The following is a 26,128-nucleotide window of genomic DNA, read 5'->3' on the forward strand; positions in this document are numbered from 1 at the left end:
CGATGTTAAAAAAGCTCAAGCCCAAGCAGATTCTTCATTATTGGCAGCAGTCTCTGAAGACTCATCATGGCCGGATGTTAAACCTAGCGGCTGTAGCAGGGCTACTATACTTCCCAGTGTGGGCAGGAACCCTGCTGTCTTCGGTGATATCTGGTAACGCCTCCATTTTGTTCAATGGCGGTTTTTTGTACTTCGGGCTAAAAAAGTTGTGGACTGAACGAGATACCTTGCGGCAAGTACCAGTTTCTCGCGATGACCGCTTAATTGGTCATATGTTAATCGTGGGTAGTGCCTTCTGGCTACCCTTTTGCCGAAACTCAGTATCACTCCAGGCTTTTGTTTGGCTGATAGTAGTGTTAGGAGTAGGCTGGAGTTCCTTTGGGTTCAACCTGTTTCGGCGCTATCCCATCGCCTCTGCGATGATTCTGGTGAGTATGTATCCCAGTAGCGTTTTTTTAGCTAATCGCCTCTTTGCCAGCATCATTGAACCTAGAGTAGTTGAAACCTTCACGGCTTGGCTGGGTAGTATGGCACTCCAGGTGATTGGGGAACCTGCGATGGCCGCCAAAAACCTAATTGTGGTTAGAGAACAATCTGTTATAGTTGGCTTTGCCTGCACTGGGTTTGATATGGCACTTTCTTTAACTGGGCTGAGTTTCTGGTTAGGTTTGTCTTTAAAGCAGAACTGGTGGCGCATTAGCATGGCTATGGTGAGCGGGATAGCGATCGCCATTGTGTTTAATGTTCCGCGAGTAGTAATGTTAGTCTTAGCAGTGCTTTACTGGGGACAATCAACCTTTGACTTCTGGCATGGTCCTTGGGGAGGGCAAATCTTCTCTGGTATCATGTTTACGGTGGCGTATTATGTTGTTTTTGCCATCTACCAGTTGAATAGCACCGCAGCAATGGCAACAAATGACAACAGACAACAGTAGAATAATAGTGATAATTTTTGCTAAAATATCATATTTTGACAGCAATTTCAGGTAATCTGCCAAACCATCACTACAAAATAACCTGATCATGGTCAGGGACAGTCTTTTCCATATCCCGCACTAATGGGACTGTCAACCCAACTAAACCCACTAGCAACATACACAACGCACAAATCACATATAACAGCGCGATTCCTGCACCAGTACCAGTGCCAAATATTCCCCAAAACAGACTACTATCTGTACTCAAAGCAGGTGCAAACACATTATCAGCCAAGGGTCCGGCTATTAAATAGGCTACAGCAGAACTGACCTGAAGAAGAAGCGATCGCGCCCCAAAAACCCTTCCTTGCACATTTGGCGCAACTTTAGCTAACCAGATCGCGTTATCTGAACTCCCATTTAAAGGGAAATTCAAAGAAGAACAAAATTGTGCTGAAATCCAAACCCAAGGACTTCTACCCAAACCAAAGACAATTTTACTGATACCTGCACCAATCATCCCTAATAAAACACCTTTAATTTTCCATCTAAATCCCCCCCAAGCACTAACAATTATTGCGCCAGTCACACCACCCAAACCAGCAGCAGAGGCTAAACTTCCTAACACTAAAGTATTATTATTACTTCTGGATAAAATCATCGGTGTATATAAAGAATTACCAATATCATGGGGTAGCCAAAATAGTATATTCACTATCAATAGTGCTAGTAAACCTTTTTGATTAACAATATAACGCCAACCAAATCCTAAATCTTGCCAAATGTTGGCTATATTTTCAGTTTCCTTTGTGGGTGGTGGTTGAGGAATTTTGACTATAAATAAACTGCCAATTGCTATAGTAAAAGTAAAAATATCAATCAACCAAATTCCGACAAAACCAATTATTGTGTAAAGAAACCCAGCTAAAGCAGGTGCAAGAATTTGGCTACCGTAACTAGATAAAAATCCCAGACTACTGGCGCGGGTATAATGTTGTTTGGGAATCATCAGCGAGACTGAAGCCGAATAAGCTAAAGATTGAAATTGGTTAAAAGTCCCAACAATTGCGCCGGTAAGGTAAAAGTGCCAAATTTGTAAATTATTAGTGAGATGCAGCCACAAAATTATAATTGTGCTGAGAACGGCAACTGTATCACCTACCATCATTAATAATTTCCGATTAAAGCGGTCTACAATTACACCACTAATCGGGGTAATAATAATACTGGGAAGTAAACTAAAAAAACCTACCAGAGTCAAAGTAGTAGCTTTACCTGTAATTTCCCAAGCCCAAATTTCAATAGCAAAGCCGGTCATTTGGCTACCCATAGCAGAAACTAGCTGACCCAGCCAGACTATAAGAAAATTACGCATACTGACGGAATTTGGTTGTTGTGACATTTCAATCAGCTTCTGTCATATATTGCTTCATTTGGGCGATACGTTCTTGGGGTGTGAGAAGAGGACAGTTAGTACACTTTTCATCACCTGGAGGAATAAACGCATATAAGCAACAAGTGCGTCTCACTATGGTTGTTGTTGGTAAACCCGGTTCGTTGATTTGTTCACTAAGTACCAATTTATAAAGAGGATTGCGTCCTGGCATCACAGCACTGTAGGGTTGTTCATACAAGGTGGAATAATCTGTTTTTATCGTTTCTGAGTTAATACATTTACTCAATTCGGCAAATTGTCTTTCAGAAGCGTTTACAGCATTCCCCCACATAATTTTTTTGGAGAGTTTGGTTAAACTATAAACGCGGTCTATCATCGGTGCAAAATTGCGTTGGAATAAGTTAGTAAAAACAGCATGATGTAAGTCCGCAACACTATTTACTATTTTGACTGGGCAATTTTCAGGAATGGGAATAGATAATCGTTGAGGATAAATTACAGTATCACTAAGGGCATGAAACCATAGCGTCTTGGGTTTACCATCTTCCAAAACAAAACTCACATTATCAATAGAAGCGTCTAGCCCAACTCCCGCCCAAGTCATCAAAGCTAAAATTCCTGGTAATGTTGTCCAGCTATAAATTTTGTTCCAAATAGATGCAGCAATGCGAATGTCTTGACTTTTTTGATATATCTCGCTGGTTTGCCAATCAGATAAAAGTCTATCTGGTTGTAAGTAATCATTTAATGAAATCACCTCAACATCATCAGCAGGTGGAGTCAAAATAATGCAGTCAGTATAGAAACTATCTAAACTACTTTGAGCGGTAGTGAATATTTTTTCTAATAAATTCAGCACAATACTATTACCTTGTTTTTGAGAGATTTGCTGCATTCCTTCATTCTTAGAATTAACATCATTCATTTTTCACTAAATATTTAAACAAATCATCTAAAATTGCATTTGCTGACAAAATATTCCCAAATATCCAGTAACTTGAATTAACAGGATAAATTTGTTGATTTTTAAATGCTTTCAATTGTTGCCATAACTGGGTGTTTTGATATTCTTGAAAAGAATCTTCTGCGCCAGGGTCTAATGCTACAAATAAAATATCTGCATCTAATAAATCTATACGTTCTAAACTAATTGAAATTAGAGGCTGATTTTCATTAGTAGTCAGTTGATTTTGGATTTCTGGGAGAGGTATTCCCACCTCAATCAGTAGGCTTCCAGGAAATGAATATTTGGTGCGAAATTCTGGAACTTGCTTACCAGCATAAAAGCGACTCACAGAAACCGTGGTTTTTTTGAGGTGATGATTTACCACCGTGCGTAATTCTTGAACTCGTTGCTGATATTGCTCAAGTAATGTTTGTGCTTGTGTACTTTCATTTGTTATTTCAGCAATACGCAATAAAGCATCTTTCCAACCAGTTTGAACATAATCAAGTGTTGCTGTGGGTGCTATTTGTGAAAATAACTTGTATTGTTCTGCACTAAGAGAAAAACCCAAAATTAAATCTGGATTTAACTGCACCATTTTTTCGATATTTGGTTGACTATCTTTTCCTAAAGAAACAATCCCCTCTGCTTTTTTTCCCAACTTTGGTATGATACTCCCGGCAATATTAGGCTGTGTTGCTGCTATTATTTTTAAGTCTAGCGCCAACAATGCTTCCATAGAGGTTTCATCTAAAGCAATAATGCGTTGAGGTTTTAAGGGAACACAAGTGTCTCCCAAAGGATGCTTGATTAATTTGCATTCAGACGCGACTAAATTTTCTTTAGATAAATCTGTGTTTTGAGGATAATTTTGCTCACAACCTTGTACTAAAATTATAGTCAAAGTAATGATAAAAAATAAATTGAAATAACGCCTTAATAATTTTTTCATAATCTAATTATTTCGTAGAAGGATAAAGTGCGCCGCTAATTCCAAATAGTGCGTTAAGATATGCAATATAGTAATTCCCATTTAAGTAAGGTACAAGCAATAATAATTAAACGCAGATGGACGCAGATAAATGCAGATAATTCTTTACTTTATTATACTAGGGAAGGCTATAATAGACCCTTCTGACTATTGATTTAATAGATATTTATAAATGTCATCTAGAATAGCATTAGCAGATAGAATATTACCAAAAATCCAGTAACCTGAATCTACAAAATATACGCGATTGTTTTTGACTACATTCAGCTTTTGCCATAGAGGATTATTCTGATATTTTTGAAAGTTTTCTTCAGAGCCTGGATCTAGTGCTATAAACATTGCATCAGCCTCTAACAAGTCTACACGCTCTAAACTAACATTGTTATAACTGACATCTGCTCCACTACTAACCTGACGTTGGGCCAGGGGTATAGATAGTTTTAATTCTTCTAAAATACTTACAGGGAATGATAATTGATTCAAAAATTGTGTAAACTGAAGAGTTGTGTAAAATCGCATTACGGAAATTTCGGTGTCTCCGAGTTTTTGAGCAAACTTCAATCTTAAATTTTCAATTCTTTGTTGATATTCTTCCAGTAGTTTTTCTGCTTTTTCAGTTTTATCGACTATGTTAGCAACCTGGAATAAAGTTTTTTTCCACCCAGTTTCTGTATAATCAATAGCAACTGTCGGAGCTATTTTAGAAAATAATTGATAATTTTGAGGACTGAAAGAAAACCCTACAATTAAATCAGGACGTAATTTGACAATTTTTTCAAGATTAGGCTGGCTTTCCTTACCTAAATCAATAACCTCATCAATCTTTCCCTTCAATATAGGTGCTTTATTGCCTACTCGATTTGATGTAGTTGCTGCTATTGGTTTTAAACCCAACGCCACTAAAATTTCTAAACTTTCTTGGTCAGTCACAATGATACTTTGAGGATTAGTAGGAATACAGCTTTCCCCTAATTCATGCTTAATGATGCGACATTCTGATGTGATTAAGTTGGCTTTTGACGAGGAGATATTTTCAGGAGAGAAGCCATAACATCCTTTGGAAAATATTGCAACCAGGGTTACTATGAAAAATAGTTTGATGTGATACACCCATTTTCTAATCATTTAACACTTTGGTGATGAATTTGGTAGTTAAACAGCCCTGAGAGCATTCAAGGGCTGTATGTAATTCGTCGTAACTCGTAATTAGAATTAACTACCCTATGAGCGATTTATGACTTAAAATTGCCAGCCCAAGGTAAATTTTACCGTGCGAGGTGCGCCGTAAAAAAGACGTAAGCGGTTTTCAGCTACTTCAAAATATTCAGTATCAAACAAGTTCTGCACATTCAAAGCTGCTCGAAAGTTATCTCTACGATAAAATAATGCTGCATCTGTACGTAAATAACTGGGTAAACTAAAAGTATTACTTAAATCCCCTTCTCTTTCACCTACATAAAAAAGACCTAAACCAAATCCTAAACCTTGTAGATTACCTTGTTGAATTTCGTAAGTGTTCCATAAACTCACAGCATTTTTGGGTACATTATTAATTCGATTACCCACAGGAAGATCATTATCTTGAGTGATTTGAGCATCCGTGTAAGCATAACCACCAATAATTTTCCATCCAGGTAATATTTCACCCACAATATCTACTTCAAAACCGCGACTTCTTTGTTCTCCTGTTTGGATGGAAAAATCAGGGTTTATGGGGTCAGATGTTAGCACATTTGAACGAGTAATTTGATATAGAGAAAGAGTTGATGAAAGTTGATTTGTCCAATCAAACTTAGCTCCTACTTCATATTGAGTTCCTCTTTCTGGTTTAAATAAAGCTGTATCAAATGTTGTACCAGTTACCTGCTCAAATGAACGGCTGTAGTTAGCATAAAGTGAAACTAATTGACTGGGCTGATAAACTATACCAATGCGAGGGCTAAATGCTGTGTCTTCTTGAAAAGAAGTAACATTTCTTTCTGCATCTTCTTGTTTTTGATTCACAATATCCAAACGTCCCCCAATCACTAATTTAAAGTTATCTGTTAGGGAAATTTGGTCTTGTAAATAAATTCCTAAACCCTCTTGAGTAAATGGCTCATTAGGAAATTCATCCAGCACAGCACCAATGGTTTGTGAACCGTATACTGGGTCAAATAAATCTAGAGGACTAACTGCAACACGCTGGTCAGTTCCTTGAAATATTTCTCTAGATAAATCAAACCCAAATAATAGTTTATGTTTGATATTTCCAGTATCAAAGTTGCCAGTTATATTGGTATCTAAAATGTAGCTATCTACAGCAGCTTCACTAATAAATAAACCACGGTTTAAAGTTCTAGCATCATCATCTAAAGATGTAGGAAAACCAGAATTTTGTTGCCGTTTTTGAAATGAACTACGTAAGCTATTTTGGATTTGCCAATCTTCATTGAAACGATGCTCTAGATTATAGCCTACTCGCCATACTTGCCCATTATTTTTGTCAATTGATGGCTCATTTGTAAACCGATTTCTAGGAATTTGTCCGTTAGGGTTGGGTAAGACTGTACCTAATGCGGGGATACCTCTGTCGTTACGTTGTTTTGTATCAAAATACTCTGCTTCTAAAGTTAATGCTGTGTTTTCACCAATTTTCCAAGTTAAAACAGGTGCTATTAAGTAACGTTCAATGTCTACAAAATCGACAAAGGAACCAGAGGTAAAAGCAGAAGCATTAAGACGATATAACAGAGTTTTACTCTCATTCAGAGGCCCGGTTAAGTCAATAGCACCACTGTATAAATCATAGCTGCCAATTGTTCCTTCTATGGAATAGAAAGGTGTTTCAAGAGGCTTTTTAGTCACAATATTGACAGTACCACCAGCACCACCTTGACCAAATAAAACAGAAGCTGGCCCTCTGAGGACTTCTATTTGTTCAATGTTGGCAATTCCAGAACCAGCAGTAGTGTTGGTGTCATCTCTCAATCCATTACGGATAATAGTACGATTGGTGAATCCTCGAATTACAAAGCCATCAAATATATTGCGGTCTGAAGTGTTAGTAATTACACCAGCAGTATTTTTTAATGCGTCACTTAAACGCTGCACTTGCTGTTCCTGAATAACTTGCTTTGGTATTACTTGAATGGCTTGAGGAATATCACGGATTGGGGTATCAGTTTTTGTACCAGTGGAGGCGTTAGGTACTCGGTAGGTATCTTGTTGACCTGTAACAACCAATTCAATAGGTGCTTCTGGTGGTGTTTCACTTGTCGGTTGTTCTGGTGGTGGTGTTTCTGATACAGTGGGCGCAAACTCAAAAATCAGACCTTCATTACTATCAAATAACTGTGCTGTGGGTAAACCTTCCTCACCCGTTACTGTCACCCGCACAGTATTAGCGTCAGCTTGAGTCACACTCACAGACACAATCCCACTGGCTGGATTAGTAATGTTAAAGTTTTGACCTTCAGGTAATGCTAAAACAGCGTTGGGAATATCTGCAATGTAATTATTTTCTGTACTTCTATTTAGAGGCTGAAGTGCTTCTGTGTTTGCACTTTCTACAATTACGTCAATCCCTTTATCTGTAGCATTGACTTGAACACCTGTAATTTTGACAACAGATTGCTGTGCTAATAGTAACTTTGCTGTATTGGTGAAATTATGCGTTTTAGTTTCAGCTAAAGCTGGCTGTACAAGTAATGATGTTAGCGCGATCGCGAAGCCTTGCTGCAAGCAAATCGCCATCCCTGCTGATATGATCTCCTTAGATTGCCGATACCCCATACTCCTCACTCCACAAATGCAAATTAAATATTGCTAATAATTAGCAACTATCTATGGAAAGAGTTTATGTAATTTATACAAGCAAAGTCTATACAGTAGACGGAGAGTTTTGAACCCTAGACGGAGAGTGTGAGTAAATTATGACATTAAAAAGTGGCTTAAGACCCCACCCCTAGCCCCTCCGGTGCAAGCGAGGAGGGGAATTGGATTTACAGTTAAATTCTGTTGTTAGGACTGGAAAATCTCTTTGGTTTAGACAGCCTTTTTCCCTAACCGGCAATCTTGGGGAGTTATACCAAATTTACGCTTAAATGCGGCGGCGAAGTGACTCTGATTAGCGTAACCAACGGTATTTACTACAGTTCTCACATTCTGCTTTTGTTCCTGTAGCAGCTTTCGGGCTATTTCTAGGCGATAATCCCGCAAATATCCAAATACTGTTGTGCCAAAAATTTCTTTAAAGCCATACTTTAGTTTATTGTCATTTATCCCGATTTTTTGCGCTAAATCGAGCAGTGAGGGTGGATGTTCGTAGTTACGAGTTAAGATATCCCGTGCTTGATATATTTTCTCAATATCGGCTGCTTTCAAGTTAATTAAGGGTTTTTTAGCTGAATCACTATCTATGAGTTGGGCAAATTGCAAAGCCAGTAATTCTAATACCTTACCTTCCAGATAGATGCGCTGTAGCATCCCGTCAAAAGGGACATGAATAATTTGCTGTAATGCTGTCTGCATGGAACTGGTGATTTTACCGACTGGTTGATGAAAGCGCGGTGCAGAGTCACTTTCTAACAAAGGACGTAACTGTTTTGGTATAGAGTCTCTTCCACCCATGAAGGATTTCAATAAATCTAAGTCTAAACAAATTTTAATTAAATAAATGCGATCGCCTGAAAAATTTTGCTCAATTTCTTCAATATCTGGTAAATAAAATAAGTAGTTATTTCCGGCTATCTCTTGATAATTGTCCTTAACTCCGGCAATACTGGGACAAATTACGCCATGATTCCCGGAAAGATAAAATTTAGACGTTAGCTCATAAAATCCATAGTGATTATTGTGACAATTAATTGGCTGATAATAAGTTTCATCAGTAATGCTCAAATTTAATCCTGGACGCAGCTGAACTAGCTGACAATAACCGTTACTAAATTTACTGTCCCATTTCTTGATTTCGTTAAAGGTATTCTTGACAGTCTCAGACTGCTTTAGGCTTTCTTGTTCAATTTCCTCAAGCCTTTCTGCCGTAATCACTTCCATCATATTTTGACAGCAATTTGAGATAATTAATTACTCTAATTCTCAATTAGGAACTTTTAAATTAAAATATACCTTACTTTTGGGGTTAAGTACAATAATAATTTTTCTCAATTGCTATGTGATCATTTTGCCAAAAGGTATGATGTAACCCAACCTAAGACACTCAAACCCAACAACAAAACTGTCAACCAATCGCCCCAACGCACATACAAAGTTTGAGTTTGTCGTTTGTATATAGTTTCTGCATGAGTTTCATAAGTGTTATATCTCGACATCCATAAGGTTCTCCCGTGAGGGTCTACAAAGGCTGAATATCCCGTATTTGTCGCCCTGACTGTCCATCTATCAGTTTCAATTGCCCGCATCATATCTAAGGCGTGATGCTGAAATGGCATAGCTGCGGTGTAATGAGCATCGTTAGAAGAACTGAGAATAAATTGCCCACCCGCAGCAGCTTGACGGCGAAATAATTCGGGAAATGCTGAGTCGTAACATATCCCAACTATCGCCCGACCAAAGGGGGTATCAAATATCTGATTTGTTGAACCTGGGACTTGATGGGCATTTAAAGGTGATAAGCGTTGAATTATACCGCCGAAAATGCCCTCAAAGGGGATATATTCACCTAATGGGACTAATTTGGTTTTGTCGTAACGGCTGAAAATTTCACCATTACCAGTGAAGGTAAATAAACTATTTGTATAGCTGCGTTCCCGTTGTCCAAATGCCCCAATCCAGGCAACTACGCCTTTTTCTGCCACTGCTTGCACTAAGCTGGTGTTGGGTAAGTCGCGCTGGAAATATGGTAAGGCGGTTTCTGGGGTGAGGACTGCATCTACACCTTGGTCTACTAGATTGTAATATCCGGTGGTGTAACCTGCGATCGCCTGTCGCAAACCTTGGGGTATGAGTTTAATTTCGTTGGGAATATTACCTTGAATAATTCCCACTTTTAAAGCCGCTTCTGGTGGTTGGGCGATGGGACGAGTATATAAGTAAAAACCCACGAGGTGTAGGGTAATTAATAGTGCTGTGGCGGAAGCTAAATTTTTATTAACGAACCGCAGAGGCGCAGAGGGCGCAGAGGAAGTTTTGGCGTTTATCCATGCTTCTGCTATAAAACCATTGACTGCAACTATTGCGGCGGTGACGGTGTTCGCGCCAGAGAGTTGACCGAGGTGTAAAATTACGAGGTTATGGGGACTTTGGGTATAAGCTAGTGAACTCCACCACAAGGGGCCAGCACTCCAAAGAGTTTCTAGGGCGCACCATATTGCTGTACCAAATAGAACACGCTGCCAAGTTTTTTGCTTACCCAAACGAGCCATAGCAGCCGCCCACAGGGTAACGAGGGAACCCCCCAATAGGCTGATAAATGACCAACAAAAGAGGGTAATTGCCAAACTCGGCAACCAAGGAACGCCCAACCAATTCATTGGATGAATGCCGGTAATCCAGGATAGGGCGACTCCATGATAGCCAACACCCCAGGCGAGGGCGAGGAGAAGGGGAGATGAGGTAGCGGTAAGAACTAATACCCATAGGGGAGCTAAGGCAATCCATGCCAAAAACCATGCACCTACAGGGGCTACGGTTAGCCCCATCGATACACCACTGGCTAAGGTGATCAAGTAAGGGAGTATAGCAATTAGCTTCTCCCTGTGATTTTTACTCAGCTTCTTCCACCACATCAACATCAACTGCATCAGGAGGAACTATGGCTACACCGTTAATGGCATCTTCTTCATCAAGACGCTGCACTCTTACGCCAGTTGCTGACCGCGATTGTATGGAAATCGCATTTACTGCTTGACGGATAATAATACCGCGCTTTGTCACCATCATGATTTCATCATCGTCATTATTCACAATGCGTAAGGTGGCTAATTTGTCTTTGCCTTTACGGTTTTTGAATTTGGTAGCCATTAAACCCTGACCAGCACGGTTTTGCAGTCGGAATTGGGCGACGGGAACGCGTTTGCCATATCCGCCCATTGTAATTACCAACACCCAAGGGCCTATATTGCCGTTAGTTGGTACTTCTGCGGTTTCCTCCTGATTTTCGATTTCTGCGGTTTCGGTTTCTACAACTTCGGTTTCTACGGCTTCGATTTCTGCGGTTTCGGGTTCATCTGTATTTAAGGTGTCCAGAATGGCGGCTGGAAGTATATCCATTCCTACCAATTCATCCCCTTTCTTCAGTTTCATGGCTCTGACTCCACGAGTTGCTCTACTTAAAGGACGCAACTGTTCATGGGTACATCTAAAGTGAATGGCCATACCTAGACGAGAACCAACTAAGATGCTGTCCTCGACTCGCGCCCGTCGCACCCAGCGCAGTTGGTCGCCTTCTTCGAGAGAAATGGCAATTAAGCCGTTAGCCCTGATGTTACTAAATGCGGCTAGTTCGGTTTTCTTAATATTGCCACCTTTGGTGAGCATAACCAGATATTCTTCCCGGCTAAACTCGTCTACTGGGACAATTGAGGTGATTTTTTCTTCCCTGGGAATGGGCAGCATCTGCACAATGGCTGTGCCGCGACTGGTACGGGAACTTACCGGAATTTGATAAGCTTTTAAGCAGTAGACGACACCGCGATCACTAAAGAATAAAATACTATCGTGGTCGCAGCAAGTCAAGAAATGCTCAATGGTATCATCATCTTTGACCTTAGCAGCAGCTTTACCTCTGGTAGCACGGCTTTGAGCTTCAAAGGTGTTGACAGGCATCCGTTTGATGTAACCTTGCTCTGTCACCAGAATGATCGCTTTTTCATTGGCAATCAAATCACGCTCATCTATTTCGCCTTCTCCCGGTAAAATTACTGTGCGCCGGGGTGTCGCAAAGCTCTCTTTTAATTGAGCAATTTCGATTTGAATGATTTCTAGTATCCGTTCTCGCCGTGCCAAAATATCCTGCAAGTCGGCAATCTGCGTTTGTAAGTCTTCGTGTTCTTGACGAATCTTATCTGCTTCTAAGGCAGTCAAACGCCGCAGTTGCATCTGCAAAATAGCATCAGCTTGCACTTCTGACAGCCCGTAGTTGGTAATTAACTCTCCTTTGGCTGTGGGTGCGTCGGGTGCGTGACGAATTAAGACGATAATTTCATCTAACTGAGATAAAGCAATCAATAACCCTTGTAAGAGATGATCACGGGCTTCGGCTTTTCGCAGTTCGTAGCGGGTGCGTCTGGTAATGGATTCGATGCGGAAATCTAAGAAGACTTCTAAGAACTTCTTCAGGTTGAGAATTTCCGGTTTACCATTCACCAACGCCAGCATATTCGCCCCAAAGTTGGCTTGCAGTGGGGTTTGTTTGTAGAGATTATTGAGGACTACACGGGGGTAAGAATCGCGTTTCAGTTCGATAACGATTCTCATGCCGTCGCGATCGCTTTCGTCGCGGATGTCTGCAATTCCCTCTAACCGCTTCTCATTCACCATATCGGCGATTTTTTCAATCAACGCCGCTTTGTTGGTTTGGTAGGGCAGTTCGGTGATAATAATTGCTTCCCGATCCTGCCGTCCTCGTTGTTCGACGGTTTCAATGGTGGCGACACCACGCATGGTAATGGAACCCCGTCCAGTGGTATAAGCTTCCCGAATCCCAGATGTCCCTAAAACCTGCGCCCCGGTGGGAAAGTCTGGCCCGTGAATATAGTTCTCCATTAACTCCAGGTCGGTGATCTCTGGATTATGAATCAAGGCCACCAAACCATCAATTAATTCGCCCAAGTTGTGAGGAGGAATATTGGTAGCCATCCCCACGGCAATTCCGGAGGAACCATTCAGCAATAATTGGGGGATGCGTGATGGTAATACTGTGGGTTCTTGTTGGGAACCGTCGAAGTTATCGATGAAATCTACGGTTTCTGATTCAATGTCTTGCAGTAGAGACAGATTAGTTAAAGCTTGCAAGCGACATTCTGTGTACCGCATTGCCGCCGGCGGATCGTTGTCTACTGAACCAAAGTTACCATGCCCGTTAATTAGGGGCGATCGCATGGAAAAATCCTGTGCCATCCGCACCAAAGCATCATACACTGCTGTATCGCCGTGGGGGTGATATTTACCCAACACTTCCCCGACTACACGGGCGCATTTCCGAAACGGGCGATCGTGCATCAGACCCAGCTCGTGCATTGCGTAGAGGATGCGACGATGCACAGGTTTCAGACCATCCCTGGCATCTGGGAGCGCCCGACCCACAATAACACTCATGGCGTATTCCAGATAAGACTGGGACATTTCGTTCCGCAAGTCTGTCGGGATAATCCTCTCCTGTGAGGTTGTCATAACCTAAAAAACTCCAAAAAATGTAGATTTTAGCCCTTACGCTTCCGCAAGCGTCAAATTATTCTCAATTAATCTTGAATAATTGCCATATTTTGTTAACATTCTAACACATAGAGTGGTGTTTTGCCGATAAACTAACTAGCTCTAACATCAGAAGTTAAACTTTAAAAGTTCAATTTTTATAGGCTGCTATATAAAATTTTTTACAAGTCGCTTTTTAGGTAATTGTTTTTATAAAAAATAATCTATTACATCCTTTATTTAAAAAGTTTATTATAAATGCAGTTTATCTGCCAAATAAATTAATTAGTAATATTTTAATAATCAATACAATGTTACTAATTGACTCAGATCCCCGACTTCTTAAAGAAGTCGGGGATCTTTTTTGGGGTTATAACTGATTTAGGATTACCATATCAATTCCCTATAATCGCTGGTATGACATAGCCATAGATGCGCGTAACCATAGCATTTAGTAATTTATCTGTAGTTAATTAATTATTTGCTTTTGTAGAGACGCGATAAATCACGTCTTCTATATTTTATTTGATCCCGTCTCCTATATTTAATTATTATATCTAGAGAATGTTTACAAATTACGACTTTAATGCAGCCCACCATAGCCATTATTGAGAGATGCCTAAAAATAGCAATTTAAGTCTCAAGATAGTTTCCGCCTCCCCACAATATATCTTAAGGTGAAGACTAGCAGTTCAAGGAGTTTTCCATGAATCAGGAAAAAGTTCCCCATCCCAGGGAAAAAACTCGTCCAGAAGATGCTGCATCTCAATTAAGTCCAGAGGTGCTGGACATGATTAAACATCCTCCCAAAATTGATGATGTCATCAGAGGACAAACGCCTGCGGAACGTCGGGGAAATCCCGCTTTAGTCCCAGAAATGCTGGAGCAACCAATTGATGAAACACTGATGGATGATCAAGAGTAGAGCTAGTAGTCAGGATAAAATGATTTCAGTATTTTATTGCTGATATTTTTCTCCTTATGCTACCAGTCATTTATTCCCACGAGTTTCTGGATCACAATACTGGAAAATACCATCCAGAATGCCCAGAACGCTTAACAGCCATCGTTAATGCGCTGAAATCAGCCGCTTTTGCCCAAAAGATTACTTGGCGATCGCCTACCGCAGCATCAGAAAGGCGATCGCTGATGTCTACACTATTAAAAGCGCACACTCCAACTTATATCAATAAAGTTAAAGAAATTGCTGCTACTGGTGGCGGTTATTTAGACGGTGATACACCAGTTTCCCCGCGCAGTTATGATGTGGCGTTGTTAGCGGTAAGTGCTTGGATGGATGGAGTTGATACTGTACTCGCCACAAAAAATCCGGCTTTTGTTTTAGCACGTCCACCGGGACACCATGCTGAAAGTAATACGGGGATGGGATTTTGCTTATTTTCCAATGCCGCGATCGCCGCTTTATATGCCCTAGAACAACCAGGAGTTAGGCGTGTCGCCATTCTAGATTGGGATGTACATCATGGTAATGGTACACAGGCGATCGTTGAAACTCACCCCCAAATTGCCTACTGTTCTTTACATCAATATCCGTCTTATCCCGGAACTGGGAAATCGACTGAACCCGGATTTTATGACAATGTTTTAAACCTACCTGCACCTCCTGGTAGTGATATCACTGCATATCAGCCACTACTAGAAAACAAAGCCATACCGTTTTTAGCTAACTTTCAGGCAGATTTCCTGATTGTCAGTGCTGGTTATGATGGTAATCGGGCAGATCCTTTAGCTAGTACAAATTTACAACCAGAAAATTATGCTTTATTTACAGACGCTTGTCTGGGAATAACTCGTAAAATTCTTTTTGGTTTGGAAGGTGGTTATGATTTTCCATCACTTTCCCAATCTGTCTTAGCCACAATTGAACGCTGCTTGATTTAGGTTGTGGATATTCTCCAATCACAATTTATTCATAAATAATTCCACTTCAGAAAAACTTGAGGTAAATTTTAATGCAACCAAGTTATAATTTATCCAGTAAATTCTGGGAAGATGTGTTCTGTCTATGCCAGCGATATTAGAAGCCGTAATAAAGGTTTCGTAAATATTTATAAATTTGATGGTTCCATAATATTTATTTTTGCTCTGTAATTTAAGTCCCTACTTAAATGAAGTATTTACGTAAATATTTTGAGCCATAATTATGACATTGAAACCTTTTCAGTATTCTTTGTGACAGAAAGCTGATCAAGTTCATCTAATCTTTAGAAAAAAAAACTTCAAGTAATCTCGTGTATTAGCTAAAGTTTTGTTAAGATACTAATATAAATTTTTCCACAGAAACTACTAAGCCATGTGGAGAAACCAAAACTACTAGCAACACAAAGTTGAGCAGGTGAAGCAATGACCACCTATATGTTTTTTGAAGATGCCCTCCAAATGTTCAGCAATATGTATTTGCTTTCAGCAGTCATGCTCATAGCAGCTTCTGGTATTGGTTTAGCAGTCATAGAAACAATTGAAAAAACAGGAGAGCGCTAAATTACTCCCTGGTGGAATGCTTCGCGTTAACTGATATGGGATCACAGAGTTGCCTTGAAGAAATTTTGGTGACACTTGAAGACAGCAACTTTCATAGCACTACAGCACTACCTGGAATTCAACACATCCACAGGTAAATAACTGTAAAGCTACTGAAACCCAAACTAAGGAGCAAGTAATCTTAGTAGCATAGCCTCGAAAGATGCGGACTATTAAGCACGTAGCGCCTGTGCTTGAAGAATTCTTGATAAAACTTAATCTAACTCTCTGCGACCTTCCAAGGCTCTTGCCAGCGTCACTTCATCGGCATATTCCAAATCGCCACCCACAGGTAGACCAAAGGCGATACGTGTCACCTTAGTAAAAGGTTTCAGTAGCTGACCTATATACAGGGTTGTGGTTTCCCCTTCGATAGTCGGACTAATTGCCATAATCACTTCTTTGGTTTTTTGTTGACTAACCCGCCGCACCAAAGCTTGGATAGTTAGCTGTTCTGGTCCAATACCATCCATAGGAGAAATTACCCCACCCAAGACGTGATACTTACCTTTATATTCGCGGGTTTTTTCCAACGCAATCAAATCACGGGAATCCGCAACCACACAGATTGAAGTATCATCACGGTTAGGATTACGACAAATTTCACAAACAGGATCAGCAGATAGGTGAAAGCAAACAGAACACAAGCCTATCTGCTTTTTTGCATCAATAAGGGCTTGTGCTAAAGCTTCTACTTCTGCTTCTGGGCGCTTCAGGATGTGCAAAGCCAGGCGTTGGGCTGACTTGGGGCCAACTCCTGGTAAGCGTTGCAACTGCTCAATTAACCGTGCTAAGGGACGTGCGTAAACCGTAGTCTTATCTCCCGTATGTCATCACCTTAACTATAATGACATTTTTCGCGTACTTTCATTTGGCTGAGATCACCCTACAAACGGGAGCATTGATTCTCTTTACTCGGCGTTGCTGAATTACAGCAGTTTTCATGTATTTAGACCAAACGCTGATATTTGTATTTCTTTCTTCCTTTGCGCCTTTGCGCCTAACGTACTTCGTACTAGAGCTTACAGCACGCTACGCGAACGCTTCGCTGATGCGTGAGATATAAAGAAAAAACGGATAAAACAACCAAAGCACCACAGAAACTCTCAATACTTCTCTTAACTCTGCGTCCTCTGTGTTCTCTGTGGTTAATTAAAGAAATTCAAATATATATACATTAAAAAACGCCCCCCATCTCTGAGAGGCGTTTTTTATTCAGCTAAACTTGATGATTAACCGTTGATTGCAGGTGCAGTTAAAGCAACTGGAGCAACATCAGCAGCAGCCAAGTCTAGGGGGAAGTTGTGAGCGTTACGCTCGTGCATTACTTCCATACCCAAGTTAGCGCGGTTGATTACGTCAGCCCAGGTAGCGATAACGCGACCTTGAGAATCAATTACTGATTGGTTGAAGTTGAAACCGTTCAAGTTGAATGCCATTGTGCTGATACCCAAAGCGGTAAACCAGATACCGATTACAGGCCAAGCAGCTAGGAAGAAGTGAAGTGAACGGCTGTTGTTGAAGGAAGCGTATTGGAAGATTAACCGACCGAAGTAGCCGTGTGCAGCAACGATGTTGTAGGTTTCTTCTTCTTGTCCGAACTTGTAACCGTAGTTTTGTGATTCGGTTTCGGTTGTTTCACGTACCAAGGAAGAAGTTACCAAGGAACCGTGCATTGCGGAGAACAAAGAACCACCGAAGACACCAGCTACACCCAACATGTGGAAGGGGTGCATCAAGATGTTGTGTTCTGCTTGGAACACAATCATGAAGTTGAAGGTTCCAGAGATACCCAAAGGCATACCGTCAGAGAATGAACCTTGTCCGATGGGGTAGATTAAGAAGACTGCGGTAGCAGAAGCCAAAGGCGCAGAGTAAGCTACACAGATCCAAGGGCGCATACCCAAGCGGTAAGATAGTTCCCACTGACGACCTAAGTAGCAAGCGCAACCGATCAAGAAGTGGAAAATTACCAATTGGTAAGGACCGCCGTTGTACAACCACTCATCTAAGGAAGCTGCTTCCCAGATGGGGTAGAAGTGCAAGCCGATCGCGTTAGAAGAAGGAACAACTGCACCTGAGATGATGTTGTTTCCGTAAATTAATGAACCAGCTACGGGTTCACGGATACCGTCGATGTCTACGGGAGGAGCAGCTACGAATGCGATGATGAAGCAGGTGGTAGCAGCTAGTAGGGTTGGGATCATGAGAACGCCGAACCAACCGATGTAGATCCGGTTGTCGGTGCTGGTGATCCACTCGCAGAAGCGATCCCATACGTTGGCGCTTTGGCGCTGTTGTAAGGTAGTGGTCATGTTTTTATAATTGCTTTTCGTGTTTACGAATTGGGTAGGTAAACTTGCCTACTTGAATACTACCTTAGAGGATAAGTTTTGTTTTGTAAAGGGATTTTAATAAATTTTTACTTATAAAAATGATTAGTTTTTGTTATGAATCGCATCTCAAGACACGATTCATTCAGGTTTGATTAACCAGGAGGCCAGTCCATTTGCCGTCCTCCCAGGATATGTAAATGTAAATGGTAGACACTTTGACCGCCATCAGCACCATTATTGATCACAACCCGATAACCGTTGTTTAATCCGGCTTCTGCGGCTACGCGTTGAGCCGTTAGTAATAGATGTCCTAAAAGAGCTTGGTCTTGGGATTCAGCATCAGCTAATTTGACAATGGGTTTTTTGGGAATGACAAGGATATGAACTGGGGCTTGCGGGTTAACGTCTTTAAATGCGAGGGCTAAGTCATCCTCGTAAACAACATCTACCGGAATTTCTCGGCGAATAATTTTGCTAAAAATCGTCTCTGTAGTTTCACTCATCAGGATTTACCTATATATCTGTTAGAGATTTTAGGCGATTTTCAAAAGTGGTCTGCTGTTATTTTAGGCAATTGGCACTTATAGATCCCCCTTGATCAGGCAGTCTTGGGGTTTATCCCATGAGCAACTGGCGTTGATTTAGGGGGATATAAAATATTTGCTCCCGACAATAGGAGTTTTCAAATAACCTCTTAGACGCATTGACCCGAAATCCTAGTTTAGCGAAGTAGAAGACCCTGAAAAAGTTATTAACAAAATCTATCTATAGATATTTCCTACAAATAGGCGACCGCCATTAAAATGCTCAGAATATGTTCAGTTTTTATACATATTTTGTATATGATAGATATTTACATTCTTGAACTACTGATTATTGGTCTACTGTTACTAGTAGTTACACTAGGATCAGGTTGGATTAAGCGCTTACCACTTTCTTTTGCACTAATATATCTATTAATGGGTATATTTTTAGGTTCTGAAGGCATAGGAATCATCCAACTGAGAGAAAATAATGTATTTAATGCCAAAATACTCGAAAGACTAACAGAGTTTGTAGTGATTGTTTCTGTATTTAGCTGTGGTTTGAAAATTATCCATCCTCGACGCTGGAGAGTGTGGAATATCACAGCACGGTTGATTGGGTTATTAATGCCGATTTCTATCTTTGGATTGGCAATAGTCGGGAGATTATTTTTAGGAATGAATTGGGGAGAAGCAATCTTATTAGGAGCAATTCTTGCCCCCACCGACCCAGTATTAGCTTCAGAAGTACAACTAACAGATACTAACGATAGAGATGAGTTACGCTTTGGTTTAACCTCTGAAGGCGGGTTAAATGACGCTTTGGCTTTTCCTTTCGTTTATTTTGGGATTTATGCCATTAAAGATAATAATTGGCACAACTGGTTTAAGGATTGGTTAATAATTGATGTGATGTGGGCAATTACATCTGGTATTGTGATGGGTTTTTTGGTAGCTAAACTCATCGTTTGGGTTGACCAAAAAATTCAAAAAAAGCGTTCTTCTGATGTACAGATGGAATATTTCGTTGCTATTAGTACGATTTTAATTACCTATTCTTTAACAGAAATTATCAATGGCTATGGATTTTTGGCAGTATTTGTAGCTGGTTTGATTACCCAAGACAGTTACAGAAATCCTCACAAGCCAATGGCACAATTAGAATTTGTTGAACGACTAGAAAGATTATTGGAGGTAGGGATAATTTTATTATTGGGAACAATATTATTATGGCAACCAATGCTTCATTATGCCTCTCATTCTTTAATAGTCATAGTTTTATTATTTTTTGTAATTCGACCTTTAGGAGCTTGGATTAGTACAATTGGTCAACGTCCCTTACACTCCCAACGTCGTAATTTTCATCCCGCAACTCGTTGGTTATTTGGCTGGTTTGGTATTCGTGGCGTAGGCTCTTTATATTATCTTGCCTATGCCTTTAGTCATGGCTTAAAAGGAGAGGTTGGTGAACAGATATCGTGGATAATTTATAATACTGTTGTAGTTTCTGTAATTTTACATGGCATTTCTGCTACACCCTTAATGAACTGGTATGAACATCAGGTTGCTGCAAAACGATCTTTGGCTCACAGTACTATGAGTGAATTAGAAGATAATTCTAGAAATTAGAGAGCCTATCCCACTCATCTGAGATCGACTTGATCAAACTTGTTGCTGGTTAATGTCTCCAGCATAAGCAGTTAAGGCGATCGCTAGCATCTGTGCCAGATCGCATGAATTTTCCGGTACATGAAAATCATTTCTATAGCTTCACTCATACCAATTTCAGCGATCGCCTGGTGTTTTTTTTCGATGATGCTATTCTGTTAACCAACTAAAAAGTTTACCCACAGTCAGGTTGAATGATTCTGCAAAGGGTGGAACAGGTAAGCGATCGCTTGCTAATTCAAAAACTGCAAGGGTGCGATTAGCAAAATAGGCAAATACCACTTCTTCTTCTGGATCAATCAACCAGCCCATCTGAGTCCCGTGGTTGAGATAGTGGAGAATGTTACGGACGACTTTGGTTTGACTTTGGTCAGGGGAAAGGATTTCAATTGTCCAGTCTGGTGCGATAGCAAAAGTGTTGGATACTTTACCATTATCGTCGCGGGGAATGCGTTCCCATGTGAAAACTGCGATATCAGGAACAATGGATCTACCCCCAAAGGTACAGCGTAGTTCTGAATAAGCACGGGCGATATGCTGGGGTTTCAGCGTTAGATTGATATCAGCACCAAGATCCACTTGAAGCGTGCTGTGTTTTCCTTTGGCTATATGTTTTTGAATAATCTGACCGTCTATAAACTCGCTAGCCGGTTTGGTTTCCGGTTGTTGGAGGAATTCTTCTAGGGTTAAGGGTTTGGTGGGGGTTTGAACCATAATTCACCTGCATCTCTAAAAATTATTATTTTAGCCATAGCATGAATTTTTTGGCGTTGCAAAATAGAAATATGGATTGGTCTCACGCAGAGGCGCAGAGTCGCAGAGAGGTAATTGTCTCTGTGGTTTCACCCATGCCGATTTAGCAATTCATTTGTTAGAGATTTTAAAGGTTTACTATATATAGAAGAAATGCTTGCTAGAGTCTGGAGTGCATCTATTGTGGGCATCGATGCCGTGAAAGTCGGTGTTGAAGTCGATATTTCAGGGGGTTTACCGGGAATTGTGGTGTTGGGTCTTCCAGATTCGGCGGTGCAAGAATCTAAGGAGAGGGTAAAAGCGACGCTAAAAAATGCTGGTTTTGCTTTCCCGATGCGGAAAATTGTGATTAACCTGACTCCGGCTGATTTACGCAAGGAAGGGCCATGTTTCGATTTACCCATTAGTGTGGGGATTTTGGCGGCTTCTGAGCAAGTTAGTGCTGATTTGTTGGGAGATTACCTTTTTTTGGGTGAAGTCTCCTTAGATGGTAGTTTACGTCCTGTGGCTGGGGTTTTACCTATTGCGGCTACAGCCCAAAAAATGGGGATTGCAGGTTTAGTGGTTCCAGTAGATAATGCTCAAGAAGCTGCGGTAGTTGCAGGATTGGCGGTTTATGGTTGCAAAAATATCGCTGAGGTGGTGGATTTGTTGAATAATCCAGGGCGTTACAAACCTGTACAGCCAGATAATTCACAACCGCTACCTAAAACGGCTTATCCTGGTGCAGACTTAAAAGATGTCAAAGGTCAGGCTCATGCGCGTCGGGCTTTGGAAATTGCGGCGGCCGGAGGTCATAATTTAATTTTCGTCGGACCTCCAGGAAGTGGGAAAACGATGTTAGCTCGACGTTTACCAGGAATTTTACCACCTTTGGAGTTTGCGGAATCTTTAGAAGTGACTCGGATTCACTCGGTGGCTGGGTTGTTGAAAAATCGCGGTTCCTTAGTACGCGATCGCCCTTTTCGCAGTCCTCACCATTCAGCATCAGGCCCTTCTCTAGTTGGTGGTGGTAGCTTTCCCCGTCCTGGCGAAATTTCTTTATCTCACCAAGGAATTTTATTTCTGGATGAGTTAACAGAGTTTAAACGCGATGTTTTAGAATTTCTCCGCCAACCTTTAGAAGATGGTTATGTGACGATTTCCCGCACTAGACAATCGGTGATGTTTCCGGCGCAATTTACTTTAGTCGCCAGTACAAATCCCTGTCCTTGCGGTTATTATGGCGATACTATTCAACAGTGTACCTGTTCACCCAGACAACGGGAAAATTATTGGGCAAAGCTTTCGGGGCCTTTGATGGATCGGATTGATTTACAAGTTGCGGTGAATCGTTTAAAACCAGAGGAAATTACCCAACAACCCACGGGAGAAGCTTCAACTTCGGTTTTAGAGAGAGTTACAAAGGCACGCGATCGCGCCGTTAAACGTTTTCAAGGAGAACCAAATCTGCGTTGCAATGCTCAAATGCAAAGCCATCATCTTCAGAAATGGTGCAAGTTAGATGATACTAGCCGCAGTTTATTGGAAGCAGCAATTAGAAAATTAGGCTTATCTGCAAGGGCGAGCGATCGCATTCTCAAAGTCGGGCGGACTATTGCAGATTTAGCTGGGGAAGAGGAATTAAAAGCCAATCATATAGCCGAAGCGATTCAGTACCGCACAATCGATAGAATGCAATAATATATTAGAATCTGGTTTGATTTATGAAAAAATAAGTATTTTAGGGTGCGTTAGGATGAAATACGTATAGCACCAACATTGTTTATTGTTTAAGAGACCTCCACAAAAAGAAATGCCAATTGTCATTGCGAATGGAGCGAAGCGAAATGAAGCAACCGCAAAATCTTGGGATTGCTTCGCTACACTCCGTTTCGCTCGCAATGACAGCTTTTGGATCAATCATTCTGTGGAGTTCTCTAATTAAAGTCTAATCCCTACGGAATGTTAACTATATGGATAACCCTGTAATGGAACCGAACTCAGTAAATACTGAGTCTGTCACTGATCGGAAGACAATATATGATGCTTTTATTTCCTATGGACGTGCCGATAGTAAAGCCTTTGCTACAAATCTTAATCAAAAGTTGGCAGCAGCAGGTTTAAATGTCTGGTTTGATCAAAACGATATTCCCGCAGCAGTAGATTATCAAAAACAAATTGATGATGGCATAGAAAAAGCTCATAATTTTTTATTTATTATCTCTCCTCATTCGGTAAATTCTCCCTATTGTCTCAAGGAGATTGAACTGGCTATTAAGCTCAATAAACGCATTATTCCCTTACTTCAGGTTGAAAAAATTAGTCAAGAAGTTTGGCAAAAAAGAAATCCGAATGGGACTGAAGACGACTGGAAAGAATACCAGCAAAAAGGACTGCATTCTATTTTCCCGAAAATGCACCCCACCATTAGTAAAATTAACTGGATTCGGTTTGCAGATAATCTTGCTGATTTTGATACTTATTTTCAAGATTTATTGAATGCAATTAGTAAACATCAAGATTATGTGGAACAGCATACTAATTTTTTATTACAAGCTTTAGAATGGTCAAGAAATCAGCAACAAACTAATTATTTTTTGGTTGGGGAAGAAAGAGGAAAAGCTGAAAAGTGGTTAAAGCAGAGATTCACTGAAGAACAACCACCTTGTATTCCTACAGATTTACATTGTGAATTTATTTGTGAAAGTATAAAAAATTCTCATAATTTACTCAGTCAAGTTTTTCTGGCAGCCGCAGATACAGACGAGGCAATTAAGGATAAAATTAGAAAAACCTTAATGCGTGAAAGCTTTACTGTTTGGACAAACAAGACTGATATAAAAACCGGAACTGCGTTTCCAGAGGCAATTAATCAAGGAATTGAGGGAGCAGATAATTTTGTCTATTTGATTTCCTGGGATTCATTAAACTCGGAATATTGTCAACAGGAATTAAATCAGGCTTTAGCAAATAATAAACGGATTATTCCTTTATTGGTTGCAGAAACTGATTCAGAATTAATTCCGTTACAGTTAAAGCAATTACAGTTTATTGATTTTACTAAATCAGACAGCGAAGCAGAATATCGTCTCAGTGCTGACAAACTATTACAAGAATTAAAGAAAGAACCTTCCTACTATGAAAAACATAAAATTCTTTTAGTCAAAGCCCAAAAATGGCAAAGACAAAACAAAAACCCTAGTCTTTTATTGCGGGGTTATAACTTACAACATTTTGAGGCTTGGTTAAAGGTTGCCAAACAAAGAGAAGATTATCCTCCCTTACCTTTACAAGAGGAGTTTATTACTGCCAGTCTGAATAAACCAGAAGAAGCTTCTTTAGAAGTTTTTATCTCCTATTCTCGTACTGATTCAGATTTAGCGCGGAAGTTGAATGATGCTTTACAAGAATTAGGAAAAACGACTTGGTTTGACCAAGAAAGTATTGCCACAGGGACTGATTTTCAGCAGGAAATAAATCGAGGGATTGCTAGTTCCGATAACTTTGTATTTATTATTTCGCCTAAATCTGTAAACTCTCCCTATTGTGCGGAAGAAGTGGAATATGCCCGAAAATTGGGTAAACGCTTTGTTACTATACTACATCGCCCTCTATCAGCCGATGAGCTAAAAAACCTACCTCCGGCTTTAGCAAATGTGCAATGGCTCGATTTTAATCAGCATGGAGGGGAATTTTCTGCAAATTTTAATGAATTGGTGAGGACGCTGGATACAGATAGAGATCATGTCAGAAGTCACACGAAATGGTCACAACGTGCCAAGGAATGGGATGAAAAAGGCAAAAATGAGGATTTGTTGTTACGAGGAAGTGAGTTTACTGTTGCTGAAGAATGGCTAAAGACAGCAGAAACAGAGAATAAAAATCCGGCTACGACAGATTTACACAGGGAGTTGATTCATAAAAGTAGGGAAGCAATTGCAGCACAAGAAAAACAGGATAAGCGTCAGATATTACTATTGAGGTCGTTGCTTACGGGTGCTATTGTTTTATTGGTGGCAGCAATTAGCACAAGTGGCTTTGCTTTCTTTCAAAAACGTAATGCTGAAATAGCCAGTCAGCAGGCTCAGACAAGTGAACAGAAAGCCAAAAATCAATTAAAGGAAGCACAACGTAATCAAGCCGAATCTTTTGGTAGATATTCTTTGTTTCTATTTAATACTAATCAGAAATTCGATGCTTCCATCCAAGCAATTAAAGCAGGAAGAATCCTGAAAAACCAGAACTTATACAACTTAGTGGTGATGAATGCCTTACAAGCACCTCTTGGTGATAGAAGCGAACTAAATAGCTTGGAAGGACATAGTGGCACTGTCATGAGCGTCAGTTTTAGCCCCGACGGCAAGACTTTAGTTTCTGCTAGTTATGACAAGACTATTAAACTGTGGAATCTAGACACAGGCAAGGAAATTCGCACCCTCTCCGGGCATACTAACACTGTCAGAAGCGTCAGTTTTAGCCCCGACGGCAAGACTTTAGTTTCTGGTAGTCAGGACAAGACTATTAAACTGTGGAATCTAGACACAGGCAAGGAAATTCGCACCCTCTCCGGGCATACTAACTCTGTCTGGAGCGTCAGTTTTAGTCCCGACAGCAAGACTTTAGTTTCTGGTAGTCAGGACAAGACTATTAAACTGTGGAATCTAAACACAGGCAAGGAAATTCGCACCCTCTCCGGGCATACTAACTCTGTCTGGAGCGT

19 protein-coding genes are annotated in these 26,128 nt (G+C 40.5%); 7 read left to right on the plus strand and 12 right to left on the minus strand.

The genetic code is table 11. The features are described 5' to 3' along the window. Window positions 1-2 precede the first annotated feature (2 nt). The gene (gene crtC / locus ACM0OW_RS15070) at window positions 3-935 is read left to right on the plus strand and encodes a cyanoexosortase C (protein WP_414550909.1); all 933 of its coding nucleotides are present in this window, start codon (window positions 3-5) and stop codon (window positions 933-935) included. Window positions 936-1,005: 70 nt separating this feature from the next. Here crtC and ACM0OW_RS15075 read toward each other — a convergent pair whose 3' ends face one another. The 8 genes from ACM0OW_RS15075 to gyrA all read right to left on the minus strand — a co-directional run bounded on the left by ACM0OW_RS15075 (window position 1,006) and on the right by gyrA (window position 13,583). Then, on the minus strand, window positions 1,006-2,319 hold the full coding sequence (locus ACM0OW_RS15075; RefSeq protein WP_414550910.1) for an MFS transporter: 1,314 nt from the start codon (window positions 2,317-2,319) through the stop codon (window positions 1,006-1,008). 1 nt (window position 2,320) lies between these two features. Then, window positions 2,321-3,238 carry an IucA/IucC family C-terminal-domain containing protein gene (locus tag ACM0OW_RS15080; protein WP_414550911.1) on the minus strand — a complete coding sequence of 306 codons (918 nt, stop codon included), beginning with the start codon at window positions 3,236-3,238 and terminating at the stop codon, window positions 2,321-2,323. Further along, window positions 3,231-4,211 (minus strand): iron-siderophore ABC transporter substrate-binding protein, encoded by a 981-nt coding sequence (locus tag ACM0OW_RS15085; protein WP_414550912.1) that lies wholly within the window; start codon window positions 4,209-4,211, stop codon window positions 3,231-3,233. The genes ACM0OW_RS15080 and ACM0OW_RS15085 overlap by 8 nt, the downstream gene beginning before the upstream one ends. 186 nt (window positions 4,212-4,397) lie before the next feature. Beyond that, entirely contained in the window at window positions 4,398-5,375 is a 978-nt protein-coding gene (locus tag ACM0OW_RS15090) for an iron-siderophore ABC transporter substrate-binding protein (protein WP_414550913.1), read from the minus strand. 114 nt (window positions 5,376-5,489) lie between these two features. Next, window positions 5,490-8,024 (minus strand): TonB-dependent siderophore receptor, encoded by a 2,535-nt coding sequence (locus ACM0OW_RS15095; protein ID WP_414550914.1) that lies wholly within the window; start codon window positions 8,022-8,024, stop codon window positions 5,490-5,492. Between the two features lie 252 nt (window positions 8,025-8,276). Then, complete coding sequence (locus tag ACM0OW_RS15100) at window positions 8,277-9,290, minus strand: helix-turn-helix transcriptional regulator (protein WP_414550915.1); 1,014 nt, start codon at window positions 9,288-9,290, stop codon at window positions 8,277-8,279. Between the two features lie 119 nt (window positions 9,291-9,409). Continuing rightward, window positions 9,410-10,978 carry an apolipoprotein N-acyltransferase gene (lnt, locus tag ACM0OW_RS15105; RefSeq protein ID WP_414550916.1) on the minus strand — a complete coding sequence of 523 codons (1,569 nt, stop codon included), beginning with the start codon at window positions 10,976-10,978 and terminating at the stop codon, window positions 9,410-9,412. Beyond that, on the minus strand, window positions 10,956-13,583 hold the full coding sequence (gene gyrA / locus ACM0OW_RS15110; RefSeq protein ID WP_414550917.1) for a DNA topoisomerase (ATP-hydrolyzing) subunit A: 2,628 nt from the start codon (window positions 13,581-13,583) through the stop codon (window positions 10,956-10,958). Before gyrA ends, lnt begins: the two co-directional genes overlap by 23 nt. A 727-nt stretch (window positions 13,584-14,310) precedes the next feature. On the opposite strand from gyrA, the gene ACM0OW_RS15115 reads away from it, so the two are divergent. From ACM0OW_RS15115 to ACM0OW_RS15125, 3 genes are all read left to right on the plus strand, one after another. Beyond that, the gene (locus ACM0OW_RS15115; RefSeq protein WP_414550918.1) at window positions 14,311-14,529 is read left to right on the plus strand and encodes a hypothetical protein; all 219 of its coding nucleotides are present in this window, start codon (window positions 14,311-14,313) and stop codon (window positions 14,527-14,529) included. A gap of 56 nt (window positions 14,530-14,585) precedes the next feature. Next, a complete protein-coding gene (locus tag ACM0OW_RS15120) occupies window positions 14,586-15,506 on the plus strand; it encodes a histone deacetylase family protein (RefSeq protein WP_414550919.1) in 921 nt (306 codons plus the stop codon). Window positions 15,507-15,968: 462 nt separating this feature from the next. Continuing rightward, window positions 15,969-16,106: a hypothetical protein gene (locus ACM0OW_RS15125; RefSeq protein ID WP_006196267.1), complete on the plus strand. Its 138-nt coding sequence runs from the start codon at window positions 15,969-15,971 to the stop codon at window positions 16,104-16,106. A gap of 254 nt (window positions 16,107-16,360) precedes the next feature. Here ACM0OW_RS15125 and recR read toward each other — a convergent pair whose 3' ends face one another. The 3 genes from recR to ACM0OW_RS15140 all read right to left on the minus strand — a co-directional run bounded on the left by recR (window position 16,361) and on the right by ACM0OW_RS15140 (window position 18,984). Further along, window positions 16,361-16,918 carry a recombination mediator RecR gene (gene recR / locus ACM0OW_RS15130; protein ID WP_414550920.1) on the minus strand — a complete coding sequence of 186 codons (558 nt, stop codon included), beginning with the start codon at window positions 16,916-16,918 and terminating at the stop codon, window positions 16,361-16,363. A gap of 459 nt (window positions 16,919-17,377) precedes the next feature. Further along, window positions 17,378-18,460, minus strand: a complete 1,083-nt coding sequence (psbA, locus tag ACM0OW_RS15135; RefSeq protein ID WP_089090755.1) for a photosystem II q(b) protein — start codon at window positions 18,458-18,460, stop codon at window positions 17,378-17,380. 173 nt (window positions 18,461-18,633) lie between these two features. Further along, window positions 18,634-18,984, minus strand: coding sequence for a histidine triad nucleotide-binding protein (locus ACM0OW_RS15140; protein WP_414550921.1), 351 nt, complete (start codon window positions 18,982-18,984; stop codon window positions 18,634-18,636). A 339-nt stretch (window positions 18,985-19,323) separates the two neighbouring features. Between ACM0OW_RS15140 and ACM0OW_RS15145 the strand changes: the two genes are divergently transcribed. Continuing rightward, complete coding sequence (locus ACM0OW_RS15145) at window positions 19,324-20,634, plus strand: cation:proton antiporter (RefSeq protein WP_414550922.1); 1,311 nt, start codon at window positions 19,324-19,326, stop codon at window positions 20,632-20,634. A gap of 189 nt (window positions 20,635-20,823) precedes the next feature. Here ACM0OW_RS15145 and ACM0OW_RS15150 read toward each other — a convergent pair whose 3' ends face one another. Then, the gene (locus tag ACM0OW_RS15150) at window positions 20,824-21,387 is read right to left on the minus strand and encodes a Uma2 family endonuclease (RefSeq protein WP_414550923.1); all 564 of its coding nucleotides are present in this window, start codon (window positions 21,385-21,387) and stop codon (window positions 20,824-20,826) included. A 192-nt stretch (window positions 21,388-21,579) separates the two neighbouring features. Here ACM0OW_RS15150 and ACM0OW_RS15155 point away from each other — a divergent pair, with 192 nt between their 5' ends. Then, a complete protein-coding gene (locus ACM0OW_RS15155) occupies window positions 21,580-23,109 on the plus strand; it encodes a YifB family Mg chelatase-like AAA ATPase (protein WP_414550924.1) in 1,530 nt (509 codons plus the stop codon). Window positions 23,110-23,381: 272 nt separating this feature from the next. Further along, the coding region (locus ACM0OW_RS15160) for a toll/interleukin-1 receptor domain-containing protein (protein ID WP_414550925.1) at window positions 23,382-26,128 on the plus strand (2,747 nt) is incomplete at its 3' end.

The sequence above is a fragment of the Anabaena sp. CCY 0017 genome (genome assembly GCF_963920885.1).
GTDB lineage: Bacteria > Cyanobacteriota > Cyanobacteriia > Cyanobacteriales > Nostocaceae > Nodularia.

Coding starts and splice junctions, on each gene's coding strand:
- crtC (WP_414550909.1), top strand. CDS start 3: ATGTTAAAAAAGCTCAAGCCCAAGCAGATTCTTCATTATTGGCAGCAG.
- ACM0OW_RS15075 (WP_414550910.1), bottom strand. CDS start 2,319: ATGTCACAACAACCAAATTCCGTCAGTATGCGTAATTTTCTTATAGTC.
- ACM0OW_RS15080 (WP_414550911.1), bottom strand. CDS start 3,238: ATGAATGATGTTAATTCTAAGAATGAAGGAATGCAGCAAATCTCTCAA.
- ACM0OW_RS15085 (WP_414550912.1), bottom strand. CDS start 4,211: ATGAAAAAATTATTAAGGCGTTATTTCAATTTATTTTTTATCATTACT.
- ACM0OW_RS15090 (WP_414550913.1), bottom strand. CDS start 5,375: ATGATTAGAAAATGGGTGTATCACATCAAACTATTTTTCATAGTAACC.
- ACM0OW_RS15095 (WP_414550914.1), bottom strand. CDS start 8,024: ATGGGGTATCGGCAATCTAAGGAGATCATATCAGCAGGGATGGCGATT.
- ACM0OW_RS15100 (WP_414550915.1), bottom strand. CDS start 9,290: ATGATGGAAGTGATTACGGCAGAAAGGCTTGAGGAAATTGAACAAGAA.
- lnt (WP_414550916.1), bottom strand. CDS start 10,978: ATGTGGTGGAAGAAGCTGAGTAAAAATCACAGGGAGAAGCTAATTGCT.
- gyrA (WP_414550917.1), bottom strand. CDS start 13,583: ATGACAACCTCACAGGAGAGGATTATCCCGACAGACTTGCGGAACGAA.
- ACM0OW_RS15115 (WP_414550918.1), top strand. CDS start 14,311: ATGAATCAGGAAAAAGTTCCCCATCCCAGGGAAAAAACTCGTCCAGAA.
- ACM0OW_RS15120 (WP_414550919.1), top strand. CDS start 14,586: ATGCTACCAGTCATTTATTCCCACGAGTTTCTGGATCACAATACTGGA.
- ACM0OW_RS15125 (WP_006196267.1), top strand. CDS start 15,969: ATGACCACCTATATGTTTTTTGAAGATGCCCTCCAAATGTTCAGCAAT.
- psbA (WP_089090755.1), bottom strand. CDS start 18,460: ATGACCACTACCTTACAACAGCGCCAAAGCGCCAACGTATGGGATCGC.
- ACM0OW_RS15140 (WP_414550921.1), bottom strand. CDS start 18,984: ATGAGTGAAACTACAGAGACGATTTTTAGCAAAATTATTCGCCGAGAA.
- ACM0OW_RS15145 (WP_414550922.1), top strand. CDS start 19,324: ATGATAGATATTTACATTCTTGAACTACTGATTATTGGTCTACTGTTA.
- ACM0OW_RS15150 (WP_414550923.1), bottom strand. CDS start 21,387: ATGGTTCAAACCCCCACCAAACCCTTAACCCTAGAAGAATTCCTCCAA.
- ACM0OW_RS15155 (WP_414550924.1), top strand. CDS start 21,580: ATGCTTGCTAGAGTCTGGAGTGCATCTATTGTGGGCATCGATGCCGTG.